This is a genomic window from Companilactobacillus nantensis DSM 16982 (assembly GCF_001435815.1).
GTDB lineage: Bacteria > Bacillota > Bacilli > Lactobacillales > Lactobacillaceae > Companilactobacillus > Companilactobacillus nantensis.
The window spans coordinates 1-19,166 of record NZ_AZFV01000015.1 but is presented as its reverse complement, the minus strand read 5'-3'; the positions used below and the strand labels follow the sequence as shown (position 1 = coordinate 19,166).

The window sequence follows — 19,166 nt, the reverse complement described above, 5'->3', positions numbered from 1 at the left end:
ATCTTAATCTTACTAATTGTAAACTTTAGAGTTTTGTTTGTCCATTGCAATCTCATGACAAATCATCACCAAACAATTCATCACAATGTTCCTTGATTTTCTTTTTGCAACGATAAGTAATTATCAACAAGCCCTTATGATCACACCCTGCCAAGCGACAAGCCTCTTTTAATGACAGTTTTCCCAAGGAAAAACGTAATCCAATTAATTCCTTACGTGTCATTTCTTTTGCTGCACGTTTAATATGGTCAAGGTATTCGATTGTTTCTATATGACTAGGCGTTGTTAGTCTAGCTTCTTCAACATCATGAATTGGTTCGGTAAAATTATTAGCCTTACGCTTGGCGGCATTCTCATATCTAATTAAATCAATCACACGATGCTTAAATTTCATCTTAAAAAAACTGCCAAACTTTGACCCAGTCGATCCATCAAATAGGTCACAGGATTCCTGACAAATCACGCTTGCCTCCTGATACCAATCACTTCGTTCGTAACTTCTGACATAGTATTGACTGAGCATATTGTCAATCATCGGATTATATCTATCTACTAAATTAAATAACGCGGTTGAATCTCGAGCATCTCTTACTTGTTCGATCCACAGTGCTTCTAAATTAGACATCTGATAAATTTATTACGGACAATAACTTTACAATAATACGATAACATGGGGGATTTCCGATATTCTAGCGAACATTTGTTTACAAAAAAAACGAATGAAATTTAATCATTCGTTTTATATGCCGCCTCCGGTTGCAAGGAAGTTTTGCCTGCTGTGGGACCGATTCGAGCCAAGGTCTCGAACCTCGATTTTGAGCCTTGCATAAACCGCAAGTCTCAAAATACGTCCGTGGTGTAAGGGCTAAAGCCCTAACGCCACCTTCACTGCTGGCAAACTTCCTTGCAACCTCCGGCTAGGGTGACTGTCATAGTACTTGATTAATAAAGATTCAAATACCTATTTTTTATCTAAGCATGACGTGAAGCAAATGCTTGATACAACAATACTCCTGTTGCCACACTAGCATTCAAACTTTGAACATGTCCGACCATTGGGATATTCAATGTTTGGTCTGCTTGTTTTAGAACTAATGGTGAAATACCTTTACCTTCGTTTCCGATGATAAGTGCTACTGCACCTTTGGCATTCCAATTACGGTAATTGTCGCCTTCCATGGCTGTTCCAAAGACCCAAACGTTTTTCTTCTTTAAATCTTTGATGGTATTAACTAAGTTTGTTACTCGTACAACTGGCACGTGTTCAATCGCACCAGTTGAAGTCTTTGCAACTACGGATGTTAATCCTGTTGAACGATGCTTTGGCACGATAATTCCGTGAACTCCTACGGCATCAGCTGTTCTCATGATTGAGCCTAAGTTATGGGGATCTTCAATTTTATCTAAGATCAAGATGAATGGGTCTTCACCTTTTTCTTCAGCTTTCTTGAAAATATCATCCATTTCCGCGTATTGATATGAGGCAATATAAGCGGCCATTCCTTGGTGATTGCCGCCTTCACTAATATCATCTAGCTTATTCTTTGGTACTTCTTGAACAATCAAACGGTCTCTTTTAGCTAGCTTAATTGCTTCAGCAATATGTTCACTTGAGAGTCCCTTTTGAACTAAAACTTTGTTAACTCGTTGATTAGCTGTTGCCGATTTCAATAATTCGATTACTGAATGGACACCATAAACTAATTCAATGTCATTATTATTTGAATTGTCTGTCATCTGCTTCACCTGTCTCTACTTCATTTATGCACCATTGTGCTAGTTCTTTCACGCGTTCTTTGTTGCCAGTAATATCTAAATAGCCAAAAACTGCTTCAAAACCAGTGGACATGTGATACGTGACGACACTCGTATTCTTTGCTTTTGTTTGTTTCTTCGCGTTACGGCCGTTCTTGTAAACACGAATCTCTTGTTCAGATAAAACATCTTTATCAAGCATCAATGTAATTAGTGATGCTTGTGCTTTTGCGGAAACGTAATGTTTCGCTTGGTGCTGTAATTCGTTAACTTTAACAATATTTTTCTCGAGTAAATGTTCACGAACAAAAACTTCATAAACAGCATCCCCTAAATATGCCAAAGTTACGCCATTAAATTTCTTAACATCAGTCATTAATATGCCACCGTGTTCCCTGTGGTGTATCCTCTAAGATCACACCCATATCCTTTAGTTGGTCACGTAATTTATCACTTGTGGCAAAATCTTTATTTGCACGAGCTTCATCACGTTGATCGACCATTTGTTGGATTTCTTCAGAAAGATCTTGTTGATCATCTAATTTAACACCCAAAATACTAGTCAATTTAACCATAGCTTCTAGGATAACATTTGCAGCATTTTTCGCAACCGTCTCGCCAGCAGCATAATTGTTAGCCAAGCTGACCAAATTAAAGATTTCTGTCAAGCCGTTTTGAACGTTAAAGTCATCATTCATAGCAGTCTTAAAATCATCCACAATCTTCGTAACTTGCGTTTGAATATCGTTGATATCACTAGCATCTTCAGCACCATCAAGTCTAAACTTCAAGTTATTGTAAGCTGTTTTAATTTTATCCAAATTATCGGCAGCCTTTTGTAAATTATCTTGTGAATATTCAAGCGGACGACGATAGTGTGTTGATGAAAGGAAGAAACGTAAAACTTGCGGATTAGTTGTTTTAACAAGATCATGAACTGTTACAAAGTTACCGAGTGACTTACTCATCTTCTCGTTATTTTCAACCGTTACAAAGCCATTGTGCATCCAATAGTTAACAAATTTCTTACCTGTCTTAGCTTCACTTTGAGCAATTTCATTTTCGTGATGAGGGAATTCCAAATCTTGACCACCACCATGAATATCAAACGTATCACCTAAGTACTTTGTTGACATAACTGAACATTCGATGTGCCAGCCTGGACGACCTTCACCCCAAGGAGAGTCCCATTTGATTTCACCTGGTTTAGCTTTTTTCCAAAGCGCAAAATCGATTGGATCTTGTTTCTTAGCAAACTCAGTGTCACCAACGTGTTCACTAGCACCTTCGACTAATTGATCAATATTTTGATCTGACAATTCACCATAATGTTTAAACTTCCGGGCACGATAGAACACATCCCCTTGTGATTCATAAGCATAGTCTTTGGCAACTAAGTCTTTAATAAAGTCGATAATCTCAGTAATGTTGTCTGTCGCACGAGGATTAATTGTTGCCTTTTGAACATTGATTTGGGCAATATCTTCGTAAAATGCTTTGATGAAACGGTCAGCCACTTCGGGTACGGTAATGCCTTCTTTATTAGCTTCCTTAATCATCTTGTCGTCAACATCGGTAAAGTTAGAAACAAATTTAACATCGTAGCCTAAGAATTCTAAGTAACGACGCACAGTATCAAACGCTACGATCGAACGCGCATTACCAATGTGAATATAGTTATACACAGTGGGTCCACAGACATACATATTTACTTGCTTAGGTGTTATTGGTTTAAATTCTTCTTTTTCTCGCGTTAAGGTATTAAAAATTTTCAACATAATCTTCACCTATATAAAAAAGGGGTTGAGGCAAACTAAGTTTTCCTTCAACCTCTTTTTCTGTTTTATTTTTGTTTGAAATGAATTAGTTCATTTCCTTCAAAGTCTTGTCGATATTAGCAAGAGCCTTGTCTTTACCAAACAATTCAATTGTTTCAGCAATAGCTGGACCATGCATTGTTCTAGTAGTAGCAATTCTAGCTGGCATGTAAAGTTTTCTACCCTTAACACCAGTATCAGCTCTAACTGATTGGATTGCTGCCATGATTTGTGTAGCTGTGAAACGAGTAAGTTTTTCTAACTTGCCCTTCAAATCTTCAATTGCAGCCTTTGAATCATCATCAACAAGTTCTTGTTGTTCGTCGTCTGTTAGATGTTCTGGTTGGTTAAAGAAGACATCTGACAACTCAACGATTTGTTGTGTATAACTCATTTGTGGCATATAAAGTTCTGTTAAGTGTCTTACCCATTGAATTTCATCTGTGCTTGGTTCAGCATCGATGCGTTTTGCTTCAATCAAGTTAGCCAAAACTAAGTCAGTGATTTCACTAACATCAGCTGTCTTAACATATTGGTTATTAACCCATTCAAGTTTCTTTTGATCAAATTTAGCAGGTGATCTACTCAAACGATGTTCATCAAAAATCTTGATAAATTGTTTGCGTGTGAATAATTCATCTTCACCAACTGGAGACCAGCCAAGTAAAGTAATGAAGTTAAACATAGCTTCTGGTAGATAACCTAATTCACGATATTGTTCGATAAATTGGAGAATTGATTCATCACGTTTACTTAACTTCTTACCAGTTTCAGTATTGATAATAAGTGTCATGTGACCGAACTTAGGTGCTTCCCAGCCAAGTGCTTCATAAATCATCAATTGTTTTGGTGTGTTAGCAACGTGATCATCACCACGAAGAACATGAGAGATTTCCATCAAGTGGTCATCAATAACAACGGCAAAGTTGTATGTAGGCATACCGTCACGTTTTTGGATAACCCAATCGCCACCGATAGTGTCTGAACCGATTGAAACTTTACCCTTAACGATATCGTCCCATTCGTAGTTTTTAGCATGTGGTACGTGGAATCTGACAACTGGTTGTAGTCCAGCATCTTCAGCTTCTTTAATCTTAGCAGCTTTTTCGTCTTCAGTCATACCAGCGAATTCATATTCGTAGTGTGGCATTTGACCATTGGCTTCTTGATCTTCACGCATCTTTGTTAGTTGTTCTTCAGTCAGATATGATTTGTAAGCTAAGCCCTTTTCAAGTAATTCATCAATATATTTTTGATAAATATCTTTTCTTTCTGATTGACGGTATGGACCATAATCTCCACCGACATCTGGACCTTCATCCCAATCAACACCAAGCCATTTAAGGTTTTCTAGTTGACTCTTTGTTCCACCTTCAACGTTACGCTTTGTATCTGTATCTTCGATACGGATTACGAAAGTTCCCTTGTGACTACGTGCGAACAAGTAGTTAAAGATAGCGGTTCTAGCATTCCCAATGTGCAAGTGACCTGTTGGACTTGGTGCATATCTTACACGAATTTTGTTATCTGACTTTTTTGCCATTTCTGTGTTCTCCCCTTTTATTTCTCGAGTTGTTTCGATTTGAATTCCGGTTGCCATTATTATTGTGGTTGCTATTGGTACCACCGGCATTATGGCTGTTGGTATTCTCTTTGACACTACTCTTTTCTTGGATACCATGCATTGAATGTTTAGGTTTTGCAAAAATCATTTTACCAGCATCAGTTTGCAATGCACTAGTTACAACGACATCGACGTCCTTATTAATGAAGTATTTACCTTCTTCAACAACAACCATCGTACCATCTTCTAGGTATGCGACACCTTGCTCTCTTTCAGTACCCTCTTTAATAACTTTAACAGTCATCGTTTCTCCTGGCAAAACCATTGGTTTCAAAACTTTGGCTAATTCGTTAATGTTAAGTACTTGAACATTTTGAAATTCACTGACCTTACTTAAATTATAATCATTTGTGATGACAGCACCACCGATTTCTTTAGCTAATTTAAGCAATTTCATATCCACTTCTGGAATATTATCATAATCACGCGTTGTTGTTTCATAATTTATCGTTTGATCCATCTTGATTTCGTTCAAGATATCTAATCCACGACGTCCACGTTCACGCTTTTGATTATCACTGGAATCGGAAATTAATTGTAATTCATGGACAACGAAGTCCGGAATCATCAACTTACCTTCCAAAAATCCTGTTTGAGCCAATTGATGGATTCGACCATCGATTACAACAGATGTATCCAAAATTTTGTATGGATAATAATCTTTTTTAGCTGAACGACGTGTTACTTCACCTTCGGAAGCAATTTCATTGTTCTTTTCAGCTGTTGTCTTGTTAGTATTTCGCTTGGAAATCGAAAAGTTATTCCAGTCGTTACGACGACTCGTTCCCATTCGAAAACCGATCCAACCAAAGACGATCATTAAGATAACTGGAATCACATTTGAAAACATGTTGTGCATCATATAGAACGGAATCGAAATGATATTGGCTAAAACTAAGCCACCAATTAAAAATCCTGATCCGTAAATGATCCAACCTGGTGATCTCGAATTAAGATATTTTTCAATCTGTTGGTTCAAATCTAAAATTGGTTTAACAAACAAGAACGACACAAAATAAAATATAATACATCCAATAAGTCCATCAAAATAGCCGTTATTGATAAAAGCAATTCCTGCTAAACCTGACACTTCCCACAAGCTAGGTAAAACTGTAATTCCGACAGCAATACCCAACAATGCAAAAATTATATTTACTACAATTTTTCGCATAAAAACCTCCTCATTAGAAAATTTTGTTCATTGCATCTGATACTGTACTGACACCGATTATTTGAATTTTATTGTTCTTCGACCAGTCACCCAGATTATTTTTAGGCACAAAAATTCGTTTGAAGCCAAGTTTTTCAGCTTCATTGACCCGTTGGTCAATTCGATTAACTCGGCGAACTTCACCTGTCAAACCGACTTCACCAACAAAACAATCTGTGTCCGGAATTCCGGTATTTTTGTAACTGGATGCGATGGACATTGCTAAAGCTAAATCAATCGCTGGCTCATCCAATTTTACGCCACCAGTGGATTTCAAGTAAGCATCTTGATTTTGAAGCATCAAGTTACCACGTTTTTCCAAAACTGCCATGATCACAGATACGCGGTTGTGATCTAAACCTGTAGCAGTTCTCTTAGCATTCCCAAAAACTGTCGGCGTAATTAATGATTGGATTTCTACCAAAATTGGTCTCGTACCTTCCATGGAAACAACCACAGCAGAACCATTGGCATCAGCTAAACGTTCTTCCAAAAAGATTTCCGAAGGATTAGCCACTTCGACCAAACCTTTCGTCCGCATTTCAAAAATACCGATTTCATTCGTCGAACCAAATCGGTTCTTAACTGAACGCAAAATTCGGTAACTGTGGTGGGTGTCCCCCTCAAAGTATAGAACAGTATCCACCATATGTTCCAAAATCTTTGGTCCGGCAATTGCACCACCTTTGGTCACATGACCAACAACAAAAACTGTAATGTTTTGTTGCTTGGCAATGTTCATCAATTCAGCTGTAACCTCTCGAATTTGTGAAACACTACCAACAGCTGATGTAATCTCAGGTTCATCCATTGTTTGGACAGAATCAATAATCAAATAATCAGGATGCATCTCATCGATGGTCTGACGAATGTAGCTCATATCAGTCTGTGGATAAAGATACAAATTGTCACCCGTCACACCGATTCGATCAGCACGCATCTTAATTTGTGAAGCACTCTCTTCACCAGAAACATATAAAACTTTGCTACCATCTTTAGCTAATTGACCAGACACTTGTGTTAACAGTGTTGATTTACCAATACCAGGATCACCACCAATTAAGATCAATGAGCCTGGAACAATTCCACCACCAAGCACACGGTTTAGTTCACCCAAATCAGTCTCAACACGCGGTTCCTTTTCAAAAGAAACTTCGCCTAGTTTAACAGGCTTAGCTTCAACATCGCTGACACGACGACTTGGTGTAGCATTGGCTTTACTGATTTTAGCAATTTCTGGTTGATCGATTTCTTCAACCATTTGATTCCAGACACCGCAATTAGGACAACGTCCTAAGTACTTTGGGGAAACATAGCCACAATTTTGACATACAAATTTCGTTTTAGCTTTTGCCAATAAAATAGTTCCTTTCTTATTATATTCCTGAAGAACCAAATCCTCCATGACGTTTCGTTAATCCACCTTCATCATCATCCGTTGTTAGATAATTGATAAAAATACCTTGGGCCAAACGTTCGCCTTTTTTAACTGTGTAATCAACAGGGAAAAAGTTGATCAATTGAACAAACAATTCACCCTCATTACTGTCATTATTATAATAATCAGCATCAACAACACCAATCCCATTAGGAATCGATAAGCCACGTTTCAATGGATTACTAGAACGACTAGCGATAATTAACACTTCATCATCTTGCATATATGCTTTGATACCGGTTGGTACTAAGACTGGCTTAATTGACTTTTGAACTTCAGCAATTTTGTCATCATCCATTTTGCCTTTATTGAGCAAAAATTTCAAAACATTGAGCACACCGAACTTCCAAATAGAAGGAACAACAAAATCTTCAGCACTCTCAATATCATACCCTGCAGCATTTTTAGTTTGACGAACAGGTAAATTGATACCTTTACCCTCGTATTTTTTTACAATTTCAAATCCACGTTTTTTAGTCAAATCGAAAACTCCTTAAGCATTAGATATCTAAAATAATAGCATTTTAGAAGCTATAAAACTATTCATTACACTGACTTTCTTCTTATAATAGAGTAGTATTATATTAAATTTAACTAAGGAACGGATTTTTTTGCTGCCGCCTCCAGTCGTGAGCAAATGAGTCTGCCATGGGGACCGGCGAAAGCCAAGGTCTTTCGCCTCGATTTTGAGCTTTGCAAAATACGCAAATCTCAAAACTCGTCCCGTGCTGTAAGAACGGAAAATCACCGTCCTAACACCACCTCCACAGCTGACTCATTTGCTCACGACCTCCGGCTAATTTATTTTTTAATTAGATGATTATGAATTGACAAATATAATAACGGATTTAATATTATCGACTTTCAATTCATTAAAATCAATAACTAAGCAATTAAATCCAATAATATTTTAGCTGGAGGGAGCAAGGAAGAATGTCCAGCAGTGATAGTGGTGTTAGAGCTTTAGCTCTTACTCCACGGACGTATTTTGAGATTCGTGAACTTTGCGAAGCTCAAAATCGAGCTTCGAGACCCTGGCTCGAAGCGGTCCCACAGCAGGACAATTCTTCCTTGCTCCCGGAGGCGACATTACCTTAGTAAATTAAACAAGCAGGAGGTAATTTTATGGAAATGAAACATGAGGATGGTCGTTTCTTTCTTGAAGACAACGACGAAATGATTGGTGAAATTACTTATTCAACCGTTAAAGACGGCGTAATTTCACTTGACCACACTTACGTTAACGATTCGTATCGTGGTCAAGGACTTGCTGGTAAACTTTTGAATGCGGCTTTAGATTATTCTGACTTGAAGGGTCTCAAGATTGTACCCGTTTGTGAATACTCAAAAGCAGCTTTTGAAAGAAAGCCTGAAATCAGATTTTTGTTAGCTGAAAATTACCAAGAGCTATTAAAGGGGGAAAATTAGTTGGATCAAAATGAATTAAAGAAAGCCGTTGGTACTAAGTCTGTTGACTTTATTAAAAGTGATTCTGTTGTCGGACTAGGTACTGGTTCTACTGTTTATTACATGATTGAAGAACTTGGCAAGCGTTACCAAGCTGGCGAGATCAAAAATATCGTTGCGGTAACAACATCTTCTCGTTCTGAAAAACAAGCTAAGTCACTTGGCATCCCAACCAAGGATTTAAACGATGTCGATCACATTGACTTAACCATTGATGGTGCCGATCAAATCGACAAAAATTATCAAGGTATCAAAGGTGGCGGTGCTGCCCACTTGCTTGAAAAAATGGTTGCAACTAATTCCACCAAAAACATTTGGATCGTCGACCAATCAAAAATGGCTGACACATTAGGTAGTTTCCCATTACCACTTGAAGTTATTCCTTTTGGCTGTGAAAAAACTTTTAACGACCTTCAAAAGGAAAATCTTCAACCAGAATTTCGATTGGATGAAAACGGCGACCGTGTCTTAACACATAATAAAAATTACGTTATCGATTTAAAGATGGGCGAAATTAAACACCCTCACCTATTAGCTGACTGGCTTGACCATCAAGTGGGAATAGTTGCACATGGACTATTTCTTGATATAGTTAATACTATTATCGTCGGCTATGACGATGGACCTAAAGTAATTGAGAATATCAGATAGAGGAGAGAATTGTATGACTAAAGAAATCACATCATCAGAATTAGATAAATTTAAAACTGCTTTTGAAAACACACCAGGTTCTTCAGCAATCAAAAATGCTGTTGCTAACAATGGTTTGTTCAAATCAAGTGAAACAATTGCGTCAAAAGTTGCTATGGACCCTACTTTCTCAGTTGAAATTGATACTGGTAAAGTTGCCGATCAAAAACAATCTGGTTTATGCTGGGTTTTCGCAGCTCTAAACACAATGAGACACCCTCTTCAAGATAACTTCAAGATCAAGGGCTTCGAATTATCACAAGGTTACATGCTTTTCTGGGATAAGCTTGAGAAATCAAACTACTTCTTCGAAAATGTTATCAACACAGCTGCCCTACCAACAGGCGACCGTAAAGTTGACTTCCTAATGGCTACACCTCAACAAGATGGTGGCCAATGGGATATGGTCATGGCACTTGTTCAAAAATATGGTGTCGTTCCTAAGGCAGTTATGCCAGATACATTCAGTCGTACAAACTCATCTGAATTAAACAACGTTCTTAACAAGAAATTACGTAAAGATGCAATTATCTTGCGTGAACTTGTTAATGCTAATAAGTCTGAAGAAGACATTGAACGTAAGAAGAATGAACTATTAAGCGAAATTTACAAAATTTTAGTTTACACAGTTGGTGTTCCACCTACTAAGTTCGACTGGGCTTACCGTGACGATGACAAGAACTATCACAAAGAAACAGGCATCACACCTCAAGAATTCTTCAAGAAGTATGTTGGCTGGGACTTAGATAGTTATATTTCAACAATCAACGCTCCAACAGCTGACAAGCCATACAACCACGTTTATACAGTTGAAATGTTAGGTAACGTCGTTGGTGGTCGCCAAGTCCGTCACTTGAATCTAGAAAACAGTGACTTCAAGAAGTTAGCTGTTAAACAACTCCAAGCTGGCGAAACAGTTTGGTTTGGTAGTGATGTTGGTCAAAGTTCAGACCGTAAGATTGGTATCATGGACACAAACATCTATGACCTTGAAGGCCTACTAAACACTGATTTAACAATGACAAAGGCACAACGCCTCGACTATATCGAAAGTATGATGACACATGCTATGGTTATCACCGGAGTAGATCTAGACGAAAATGGTAATCCATTGAAGTGGAAAGTTGAAAACTCATGGGGTGAAAAAGTCGGAACTAAAGGTTACTTCGTAATGAGCGACTCATGGTTCGACGAATTCGTTTATCAACTAGTTATCAACAAGAAATACCTATCAGACGATCTCAAGAATACCTTTGAAACAGAATCAAAAGAACCAAAGGTACTAGCACCATGGGATCCAATGGGAGCATTAGCTTAAAAATCATTGTCCATTAAAAACACAAAATTAAGAAGTCCCAGAAACTAGCGAACAGAAAATTCTAGTTTCTGGGGCTTCTTTTAGAATTTCTGACTATTAATGCATCATTATAATCAATTTAAATATTTAAAATAATAATCAAATCACCCCAAAATACACTAGTCTCTGGGAGTATGAAAGCCCACCACGGACGTCTTTTGAAATTCGCGTATTTTGCGAAGTTCAAAAGCGAGTCTGGAGACCTTGGCTCCATGCGGTCCCACAGCAGGTGGACTTTCGTACTCCCAGAGGCGGCACCCCAATAAACAAGTAAAAGTTACCCCACTGCTCTATAATAAAATTAATATCTAATAAAGGAGTTGTTTATATGAAAAATAACCAATTTGCAATTCGTCCAACAGACTTTAAAGATCAATTAAAAGAACTTACAGAAATAGGCTTTCTAGATAAAGACAACGAAGCTGAAACCAATCCGATCCAATTATGGATCAGCTTTTTGAGTAAAAGCTTTTTAGAAGCCAAAACTTCATCAACTTTTGAAGAAGAGTTAAAAACATATATGGCTACACCTGAACAAAATTTAGGTGAATATCTTGATTCTGCCACACACGTTTCGGTAGCCGCTTTTTATAATGTAGCTTTACAACTATTAAAGTTTAACCCTGACGTGGACTTTTCATTTTCTGAACCTTTAGAAGCAATGAAAAAAATTCAACTGATGATTGCTGACCATAACGGCGATTCATTCACTGTTGATGAATTAAAATCTGCATGGTATTGGTTATTAGCAACTCACAATAAAGTTGGTCAAACTTACCTTGATTCACTTGCTAGCAAAGGTTATTTCACTAAGTTTTATGGCAAAATAACTAAGCCTTTATTATTCAACGGTAAAACTTTGCCCGTCTTTGATCCCCATGAATTAATTCGTGAAGTCGTTTACGTTGAGTCCCCTCAAGATAGTGACCATGATGGTAAACGTGACCTTTTGAAAGCTGAAATTTTACGTCCTCGTGAAACCGAAAATGGTTTAAAAGTACCGGTACTTTATACAGCCAGTCCATACAATCAAGGGACTAACGATGAAACCGGTGAAAGGTTGACCCATAACGTCAATGTACCTTTGAAACACAAGACACCAAACAAGCTTCAATATTCCGATATCGAATATCATGGTGACAATCAAACAATTCCTGAACCAAGAACTACCAATGGCGAAACTAAACGAGCTGAACAAACATTCTCCCGTGAAAGTTCATATACTCTAAACGACTACTTCTTAGCTCGTGGCTTTGCGGTTATTTACATGTCTGGTATTGGTACTAAAGACTCCGACGGTTTCAGAACAACTGGTGACCCCGAAGAAACAATTTCCACTGTTTCTATTATCAAATGGTTAACTGGTCAATTACCTGCCTTCACCAATCGGACTGACAACATTGAAATCAAAGCTTGGTGGTCTAATAAAAAAGTGGCTATGACAGGTCGTTCATACTTAGGGACTTTGGCAACGGCTGCTGCTTCAACGGGTGTCTCTGGACTGAAAACAGTCATTAGTGAAGCTGCCATTTCTAGTTGGTACGATTACTATCGTGACGGTGGTTTAGTCATCGCTCCCGGTGGCTTCCCTGGTGAAGATGCTGATGTCTTAGCTGAGGAAACATTCAGTCGTCGTTTACAACCAGGTGATTTCCATAACATTAAGAATCAATGGGACGACCAAGTGAAGGCTATTGCTGATGGTCAAGATCGTACAACTGGTGATTACAATACTTTCTGGGACGCTCGTAACTACCATAAAGATTTCAAGAATATCACAGCTGATGTCTTCATGGTTCATGGTTTGAATGACTGGAATGTCAAGCCTCGTAACGTTGAGCGTCTGTGGAACGGCATTAAGCATAACGGCGTTACACAAAAAATCATTTTGCACCAAGGCCAACACATTTACATCAATGCCTTTCGTTCTATCGACTATAACGATATTATCAACCTCTGGTTAACTCATGAATTACTTGGTGTTGAAAACCAGGCTAAAGAAATCATCCATAATGTGATCGTTCAAGATAATACGCAACCAGAAAATTGGACAGCTCATCAAGACTGGTCTAGCAATGATAATAACCAGATTAAATACAATTTATCATATGATAAACTAGTCACAAATAGTGTTTCTGAAACAACGCAATCATTCCAAGACCACCTAGATCAAACAACCTTTGATAATTATGCTAAGCATAACGACACTTGGGAACATGATCTCGTCGCTGCTGACGAAAAGTTAGCTTCCAATCAACTAATTTATAAGACAGCACCATTAGATGACGATTTAACGATTGACGGTAAGGTTAATGTAAATCTCAAAGTTAGTTCAAGTGATAACATCGGACTCTTAAGCTTTCAATTAATTGACTATGGTACAGCCAAGCGTTTGACCGTCTCACCAACGTTATTGGCAAAAAATAGTCTAGCTGAAACATACGATTGGCGCGAAGATGATTTACGTGAATTTACCTCCGCTGCACCTACACCATTTAAGATGATCACTAAAGGACACTTAAATTTACAGAATCGTGAAAATAACTATAAAGTTGATGAACTAAAGCCAAATGTTTTCTATAATATTGGTGTCGAACTACAACCGACATTTTATAAATTACTCAAAGGACATCAATTAGGTTTGATCGTCTATGCAACTGATTTTGGTATGACAGTTCGTGGTAATCAAAATATTAAATACACTGTTCAAACTAACGATTCTTCATTGGTAGTTCCAATTTTTACAAATTAATACCAGTAACGATTGATTGCTTTGATATATAGCGAAACCCACTAGACCAAAATTAAGTGGTTTCATACTAGCAATTCTAATGTTATAATCGCGGTTGAACTGTTTATTTTTGGAGATTATTTATATGGAAAAGACACAACTAAATTCATTGAAGAATAACCCCCATTCAAAGAAGAGTGTCGCAGGGTTCCTAATTGCTTTAGGAATTGTATACGGGGACATTGGTACTTCTCCTCTATACGTTATGCACTCTTTAATGGTTGGGAATGGTGGACTTGAAAAAATGTCCACCAACTTTATTCTAGGCAGTGTTTCCTTAATTTTTTGGACACTGACTTTAGTCACGACAATTAAATATGTTTTAATTGCCCTACGTGCTGATAACCGTGGTGAAGGTGGAATTTTCGCCCTCTATACATTGGTTAGAAAGCGTGCCAAGTGGCTGATTATTCCGGCTATGGTCGGTGGGGCAACCTTCTTAGCCGACGGTATGATGACACCTGCTGTTACTGTTACCGCAGCGATTGAAGGTTTGAAAGGCATTGCCATTCACAATACCGTCTTAATCAGCACACAGAGCCAAGTAATCATTGTGACACTGATTATCTTATCGACCCTCTTCTTTATCCAAAGATTTGGGACTCAACTAATTGGTCGTGCCTTTGGGCCAATCATGTTAGTTTGGTTCGCTTTCCTTGGTTTCATAGGAATCATGAACCTCTCATCCGATTGGACAATGATCAGAGCTTTGAACCCATATTACGCTTTTGAATTACTCAGAAGCCCTATCAATATTCGTGGTGTCTTCATCCTTGGTAGTATTTTCCTTGCTACTACTGGTGCTGAAGCCCTTTATTCTGATATGGGACACGTTGGTCGACCTAATATTTATACTAGTTGGCCATTCGTTAAAATTTGTTTGTTACTAAGTTATTTAGGACAAGCAACTTGGATTTTAAGTGCAAAAGATAATCATGCACTTCAAAACATGGGCTCAGCAATGAATCCATTTTACCAATCCATTCCTGCAGACTTCAGACTCTTCGGAATCTTCCTCTCAGCCATGGCAGCTATCATCGCTTCCCAAGCCTTGATTTCTGGCTCATATACATTGGTATCTGAAGCCACTAAGTTGAAGATTTTCCCAAGATTGAAAACATACTATCCAACTAACTTTAAGGGACAACTTTATATCCCAACAGTTAATTCAATCATCTGGGTCGTTTGTTTGTTCATCGTTTTCTATTTCAAAACTTCCGAAAACATGTCAAACGCCTACGGTCTAGAAATTACCATCACTATGTTAATGACAACAATTTTGCTCCATCAATGGTTGCTGATGAAACGTGCTAACCGCCTCTTTACAACGGTTATTATTAGTTTCTTCTTCATTATCGAAAGTATTTTCTTCGTAACTAACAGTAGTAAGTTCATTCACGGTGCTTACATTACTATGTTTATCGCCGCATTACTTATTGCCGTTATGTTCATCTGGAGATACGGTGAACGTCTCAAAGACGACAACACATATCGGAGCCACTTTGTTTCATTACTAGCTTTCAAGCACCAACTAAATGATTTAAGAAAAGATCCAAGTTACCCACTTTATACAACTAACTTGGTTTATCTAACAAAGATTCACGACGGTTATCGTATTAAGAAGAATATTCTTTATTCAATCCTTGATAAACGTCCAAAACGAGCTCAAGTTTATTGGTTCGTAACAGTCAATGTTACTGATGAACCTTATACAGCAGCTTATAGTGTCGAGACATTTGATACTGACTACATGGTCAGCGTTCAACTTTACTTAGGTTTCCGTGTTGACCAAAAGGTTAACGTCTACTTACGTCAAGTTGTTAATGATATGATGTCAAACGGTGAAATCAAACCACAACCACAGAAATATACAACGATTCCTGATCGTGATGTTGGTGACTTCTCATTCGTTATTATCAAAGAGGTACTCTCACCTGATACGAAGATTAGTAGTTTGAAGAAGAGTGTTATTCACATGCGTTTCTTCTTACAAAAATTCATTTCACCAGCCAACTGGTTCGGACTTTCCTACAGTGATGTAGTTGAAGAACGTGTGCCACTGGTACTTGGTAAAGTTTCACTCAATCGTTTACGTCTAGTCAGAAAAGATCGTTCAGCTTTGAAAGATATCAAAGTTGATGACGAAATTGATGATGACGACGAAGATTAAATAGATAAAATCTAATTAAATTAATAGGACACGCATCCAATTTTTGGATTGCGTGTCCTATTTGTTTACTCTAAGCAAACGAATCATACATGCCGGTTAATCATTTAAACTTGTAAAACTTGAACTGTCTTTTGATGTAGCTTATTTGTTATGTAGTCAACGACCCATTCAACATCCTTACCAGGTGCCCCTGATTTCAGCAAATTCCACGACAAATCCAATGCAACGTTATGACCATTATCTAATTTCAAAAGAATATAATGTGGTGTCCATTTGTCAGACTTTTTTGAAACAACTAAGGAATAAGACATAATATTTTCAAACGAAACTGACTTTTGTTTCTTACTTACAGGTAAAAAGATAGCCTTGATACGTTTACTCCAAGTACTGTAATCGTAATATGATACCGAGCCTTCATTTATTTTCCAGCAGCCATAAAGACTTGGTAAATAACGTGGATAAATGACGATACTTTGAATTAGAAAAGCAATGATTCCAAACATAATTCCCAGAGCTATATCACGTTTCAACAAGATATAAACAAAGGTTCCTATTGCGGCACCAAAAATCAAACTGTTAAACAGTGGCTTCCAATTTAGCTTTCTTGCAAAACTTCTCTCCATCTTCATCGCCTACTTTTTAATTTTAATTTCTAATTATTAGTAGCTTAATAAATTTCAAATTAAAAATAGTCTGTCTGAATCTTTTTAGCAACGATAAAGCTTGCTAGTAGACATTTTGTCAGAACAAAGTGCCGTATTCCCGTTCATTCAGAACTAGCGCATATAATTCAAAACAACCAATTTGAATTTTTTAAAATTGATTAATGAATTATAGAAAGAAGGCTTAAATATTATGTATACTTACATACAAATTATCGATGCTGGTGGAAAAGCTTTCAAAGGTTATGTTGTTTACGAAATAAAAGACGGCATACTGTCCATGACGCTCGTTAGAGGCATGAAGGCATTGCATCACATCGACATCCCCTTTTCCAAAATGATTGACTTAAAAATCGACCAATTTTACGGTGAAGACCGCATCAGTTTTATTTACCAAGCCAAAAAATACTCATTTATTTACACTGGGTATGGCGAAGAACAATACTTGGAACATCATTTACTTAAAGCTGTTAATGCCTGATAATACACAAAAACACCGAGAAAATAATAATTCTCAGTGTTTTTTTATTTTTCATCACATTATGCTTAAATTCAAAGCTCTCTAAGCGTTTTAAGAAATACACAGTTTCTCTGTAACATGATGATATATTTTACCTGACAGCTGATTTTTAAGCCATCTATCGATAACTGAACCTATTTTGTAGTTAAATATGTCTGGATTCCGTACGCTACTCCATCATGATCATTATCTTTCGTAACAAATTTGGCATAATTCTTTACACCTGGTAAGGCATTATCCATGACAATTGGCGTTCCAACTTGCTCTAACATGACTAAATCATTATAACCATCACCAAACGCAGCCATGTCCTCTTTAGCCAAACTTTCCAATTCTTTAATATATTGAACACCACGAGATTTTTTAGCCAAATGATCCGTAATTTCTAAATAGTTCTCTGCCGACTGTGTGACATTCAAATCAGCTTCATTGAGCTGTTTTAATTTTTCATTCAGCATTTTCATTTCCTGTGCTTCAAACGAAATCAGCATAATTTTAAATATCTTTAAATCAGTTTGTTTCAATAAAGAAACAAAATCAACGATTATCGGATCAAAATCACAGACTTGAGCTTCATATTCGATTCCTTTATCAATTTTTTCAATATACCAATGATCTAGATCATACAATGAACAACTAACGTCTGGAAATTCTTGTTTCAAAACACGCAAAACTTGTTTGATTCCGTCCAGACTAATTGGGGATTCCTGCAGAACTTTCTTACCTTGAGCAGTTTGTTGAAAAATCAATCCCCCGTTGAAAGCAATTTGTGGCTCTCTCAGGTCAAGGCTATCAATGGTTTCAACCATCTCCAACGGTGATCGTGCGGAAACTAATGTAAATGGAATTTGACTATCCTTAATTGTCTTCACGTTGTTTTCACTAATCTTACAGTTACTTTGTAACAACGTTCCATCCATGTCAGAAAATATGTGCTTAATCAAATTATTCTCCTCCCAAATCTCGTTAATTATCGAACTGGTTCGACAACAAACAACTTTTTTCACACGATACCCTTGCCCTAAAACGCGTTCGATAACCTATGGTAAAGGTGAATTAAGAAAGGGACGTGAAAATCATGTTTGCATACATTCAAATTATCGATCAAAACTCAGGTGTTAATTATGGCTATGTTAGTTTCAAATTCTCAAACCACAATCTCTATATCTCAGCCTTGAAAGGTATCGTCAATACTGACAAAATTACTGTTCCCATTTCAGAAATTACCAATGTTGATGAAGATACTTATTATGGCTGGAACAGAATTAAGTTTAATTATAACGGAAAGCGCTTTATTTTCCTATATAGTGGTTATGGCGAATTTGATTATCTCAAAGAAAACATGCTAGAAGCTGTAATGGATTAATTGCACTGCCGCCGAAGGTTGGGGGTGATGAAGCCTGCTGTGAGGACCGTCTCGAGCCAAGGTCTCGAGACTCGATTTTGAACTTCGCATAAACCGCGAATTTCAAAATACGTCCTGTGCTGTAAGAACGGGAAAACACCGTCCTAACACCACTGCCACTGCTGGTTTCATCACCCCCAACCTTCAGCTAATCTATTTTCAAGATAAGATATAACCAAATATTTTATCTAAATTCATAAAACTATATCTACTAAATTATTCCTCAAATAATTTAGTAATCGAGTAGGAGGTAACTTTTA

The 19,166-nt window shown here is 37.3% G+C and carries 17 protein-coding genes; 7 read left to right on the top strand and 10 right to left on the bottom strand.

Features of this window, described 5'->3' with window-relative positions:
* Positions 1-52: 52 nt before the first annotated feature.
* The 8 genes from FD31_RS07625 to FD31_RS07590 form a co-directional block, all read right to left on the bottom strand.
* Positions 53-625 (bottom strand): sigma-70 family RNA polymerase sigma factor, encoded by a 573-nt coding sequence (locus FD31_RS07625; RefSeq protein WP_147007313.1) that lies wholly within the window; start codon positions 623-625, stop codon positions 53-55.
* Between the two features lie 347 nt (positions 626-972).
* Entirely contained in the window at positions 973-1,737 is a 765-nt protein-coding gene (rlmB, locus tag FD31_RS07620; protein ID WP_057892176.1) for a 23S rRNA (guanosine(2251)-2'-O)-methyltransferase RlmB, read from the bottom strand.
* Positions 1,718-2,131: a Mini-ribonuclease 3 gene (locus FD31_RS07615; protein WP_147007314.1), complete on the bottom strand. Its 414-nt coding sequence runs from the start codon at positions 2,129-2,131 to the stop codon at positions 1,718-1,720. Before FD31_RS07615 ends, rlmB begins: the two co-directional genes overlap by 20 nt.
* On the bottom strand, positions 2,124-3,533 hold the full coding sequence (gene cysS, locus FD31_RS07610) for a cysteine--tRNA ligase (protein ID WP_057892174.1): 1,410 nt from the start codon (positions 3,531-3,533) through the stop codon (positions 2,124-2,126). The genes FD31_RS07615 and cysS overlap by 8 nt, the downstream gene beginning before the upstream one ends.
* A gap of 85 nt (positions 3,534-3,618) precedes the next feature.
* Positions 3,619-5,115: a glutamate--tRNA ligase gene (gene gltX / locus FD31_RS07605; RefSeq protein ID WP_057892173.1), complete on the bottom strand. Its 1,497-nt coding sequence runs from the start codon at positions 5,113-5,115 to the stop codon at positions 3,619-3,621.
* Positions 5,096-6,367 (bottom strand): PIN/TRAM domain-containing protein, encoded by a 1,272-nt coding sequence (locus FD31_RS07600; protein ID WP_057892172.1) that lies wholly within the window; start codon positions 6,365-6,367, stop codon positions 5,096-5,098. The genes gltX and FD31_RS07600 overlap by 20 nt, the downstream gene beginning before the upstream one ends.
* Before the next feature lie 13 nt (positions 6,368-6,380).
* Positions 6,381-7,763, bottom strand: coding sequence for a DNA repair protein RadA (radA, locus tag FD31_RS07595; protein WP_057892224.1), 1,383 nt, complete (start codon positions 7,761-7,763; stop codon positions 6,381-6,383).
* 19 nt (positions 7,764-7,782) lie between these two features.
* Positions 7,783-8,325: a dCTP deaminase/dUTPase family protein gene (locus FD31_RS07590; RefSeq protein WP_057892171.1), complete on the bottom strand. Its 543-nt coding sequence runs from the start codon at positions 8,323-8,325 to the stop codon at positions 7,783-7,785.
* Positions 8,326-8,969: 644 nt separating this feature from the next.
* Between FD31_RS07590 and FD31_RS07580 the strand changes: the two genes are divergently transcribed.
* The 5 genes from FD31_RS07580 (at position 8,970) to FD31_RS07560 (ending at position 16,319) form a co-directional block, all read left to right on the top strand.
* On the top strand, positions 8,970-9,272 hold the full coding sequence (locus tag FD31_RS07580; protein WP_057892169.1) for a GNAT family N-acetyltransferase: 303 nt from the start codon (positions 8,970-8,972) through the stop codon (positions 9,270-9,272).
* Positions 9,273-9,962 carry a ribose-5-phosphate isomerase RpiA gene (rpiA, locus tag FD31_RS07575; protein ID WP_057892168.1) on the top strand — a complete coding sequence of 230 codons (690 nt, stop codon included), beginning with the start codon at positions 9,273-9,275 and terminating at the stop codon, positions 9,960-9,962.
* 13 nt (positions 9,963-9,975) lie between these two features.
* On the top strand, positions 9,976-11,319 hold the full coding sequence (locus FD31_RS07570; protein WP_057892167.1) for a C1 family peptidase: 1,344 nt from the start codon (positions 9,976-9,978) through the stop codon (positions 11,317-11,319).
* 367 nt (positions 11,320-11,686) lie between these two features.
* On the top strand, positions 11,687-14,110 hold the full coding sequence (locus FD31_RS07565) for a Xaa-Pro dipeptidyl-peptidase (protein WP_057892166.1): 2,424 nt from the start codon (positions 11,687-11,689) through the stop codon (positions 14,108-14,110).
* Between the two features lie 124 nt (positions 14,111-14,234).
* Positions 14,235-16,319, top strand: a complete 2,085-nt coding sequence (locus FD31_RS07560; RefSeq protein ID WP_057892165.1) for a KUP/HAK/KT family potassium transporter — start codon at positions 14,235-14,237, stop codon at positions 16,317-16,319.
* 104 nt (positions 16,320-16,423) lie between these two features.
* On the opposite strand, the gene FD31_RS07555 is transcribed toward FD31_RS07560, so the two are convergent.
* Positions 16,424-16,942: a hypothetical protein gene (locus tag FD31_RS07555; RefSeq protein WP_057892164.1), complete on the bottom strand. Its 519-nt coding sequence runs from the start codon at positions 16,940-16,942 to the stop codon at positions 16,424-16,426.
* A 232-nt stretch (positions 16,943-17,174) separates the two neighbouring features.
* Here FD31_RS07555 and FD31_RS07550 point away from each other — a divergent pair, with 232 nt between their 5' ends.
* The gene (locus FD31_RS07550) at positions 17,175-17,462 is read left to right on the top strand and encodes a hypothetical protein (protein ID WP_057892163.1); all 288 of its coding nucleotides are present in this window, start codon (positions 17,175-17,177) and stop codon (positions 17,460-17,462) included.
* Between the two features lie 173 nt (positions 17,463-17,635).
* Here FD31_RS07550 and FD31_RS07545 read toward each other — a convergent pair whose 3' ends face one another.
* A complete protein-coding gene (locus tag FD31_RS07545) occupies positions 17,636-18,445 on the bottom strand; it encodes an HAD family hydrolase (RefSeq protein ID WP_057892162.1) in 810 nt (269 codons plus the stop codon).
* 134 nt (positions 18,446-18,579) lie between these two features.
* Between FD31_RS07545 and FD31_RS07540 the strand changes: the two genes are divergently transcribed.
* The gene (locus FD31_RS07540) at positions 18,580-18,867 is read left to right on the top strand and encodes a hypothetical protein (protein ID WP_057892161.1); all 288 of its coding nucleotides are present in this window, start codon (positions 18,580-18,582) and stop codon (positions 18,865-18,867) included.
* The last annotated feature ends 299 nt before the right edge of the window (positions 18,868-19,166 follow it).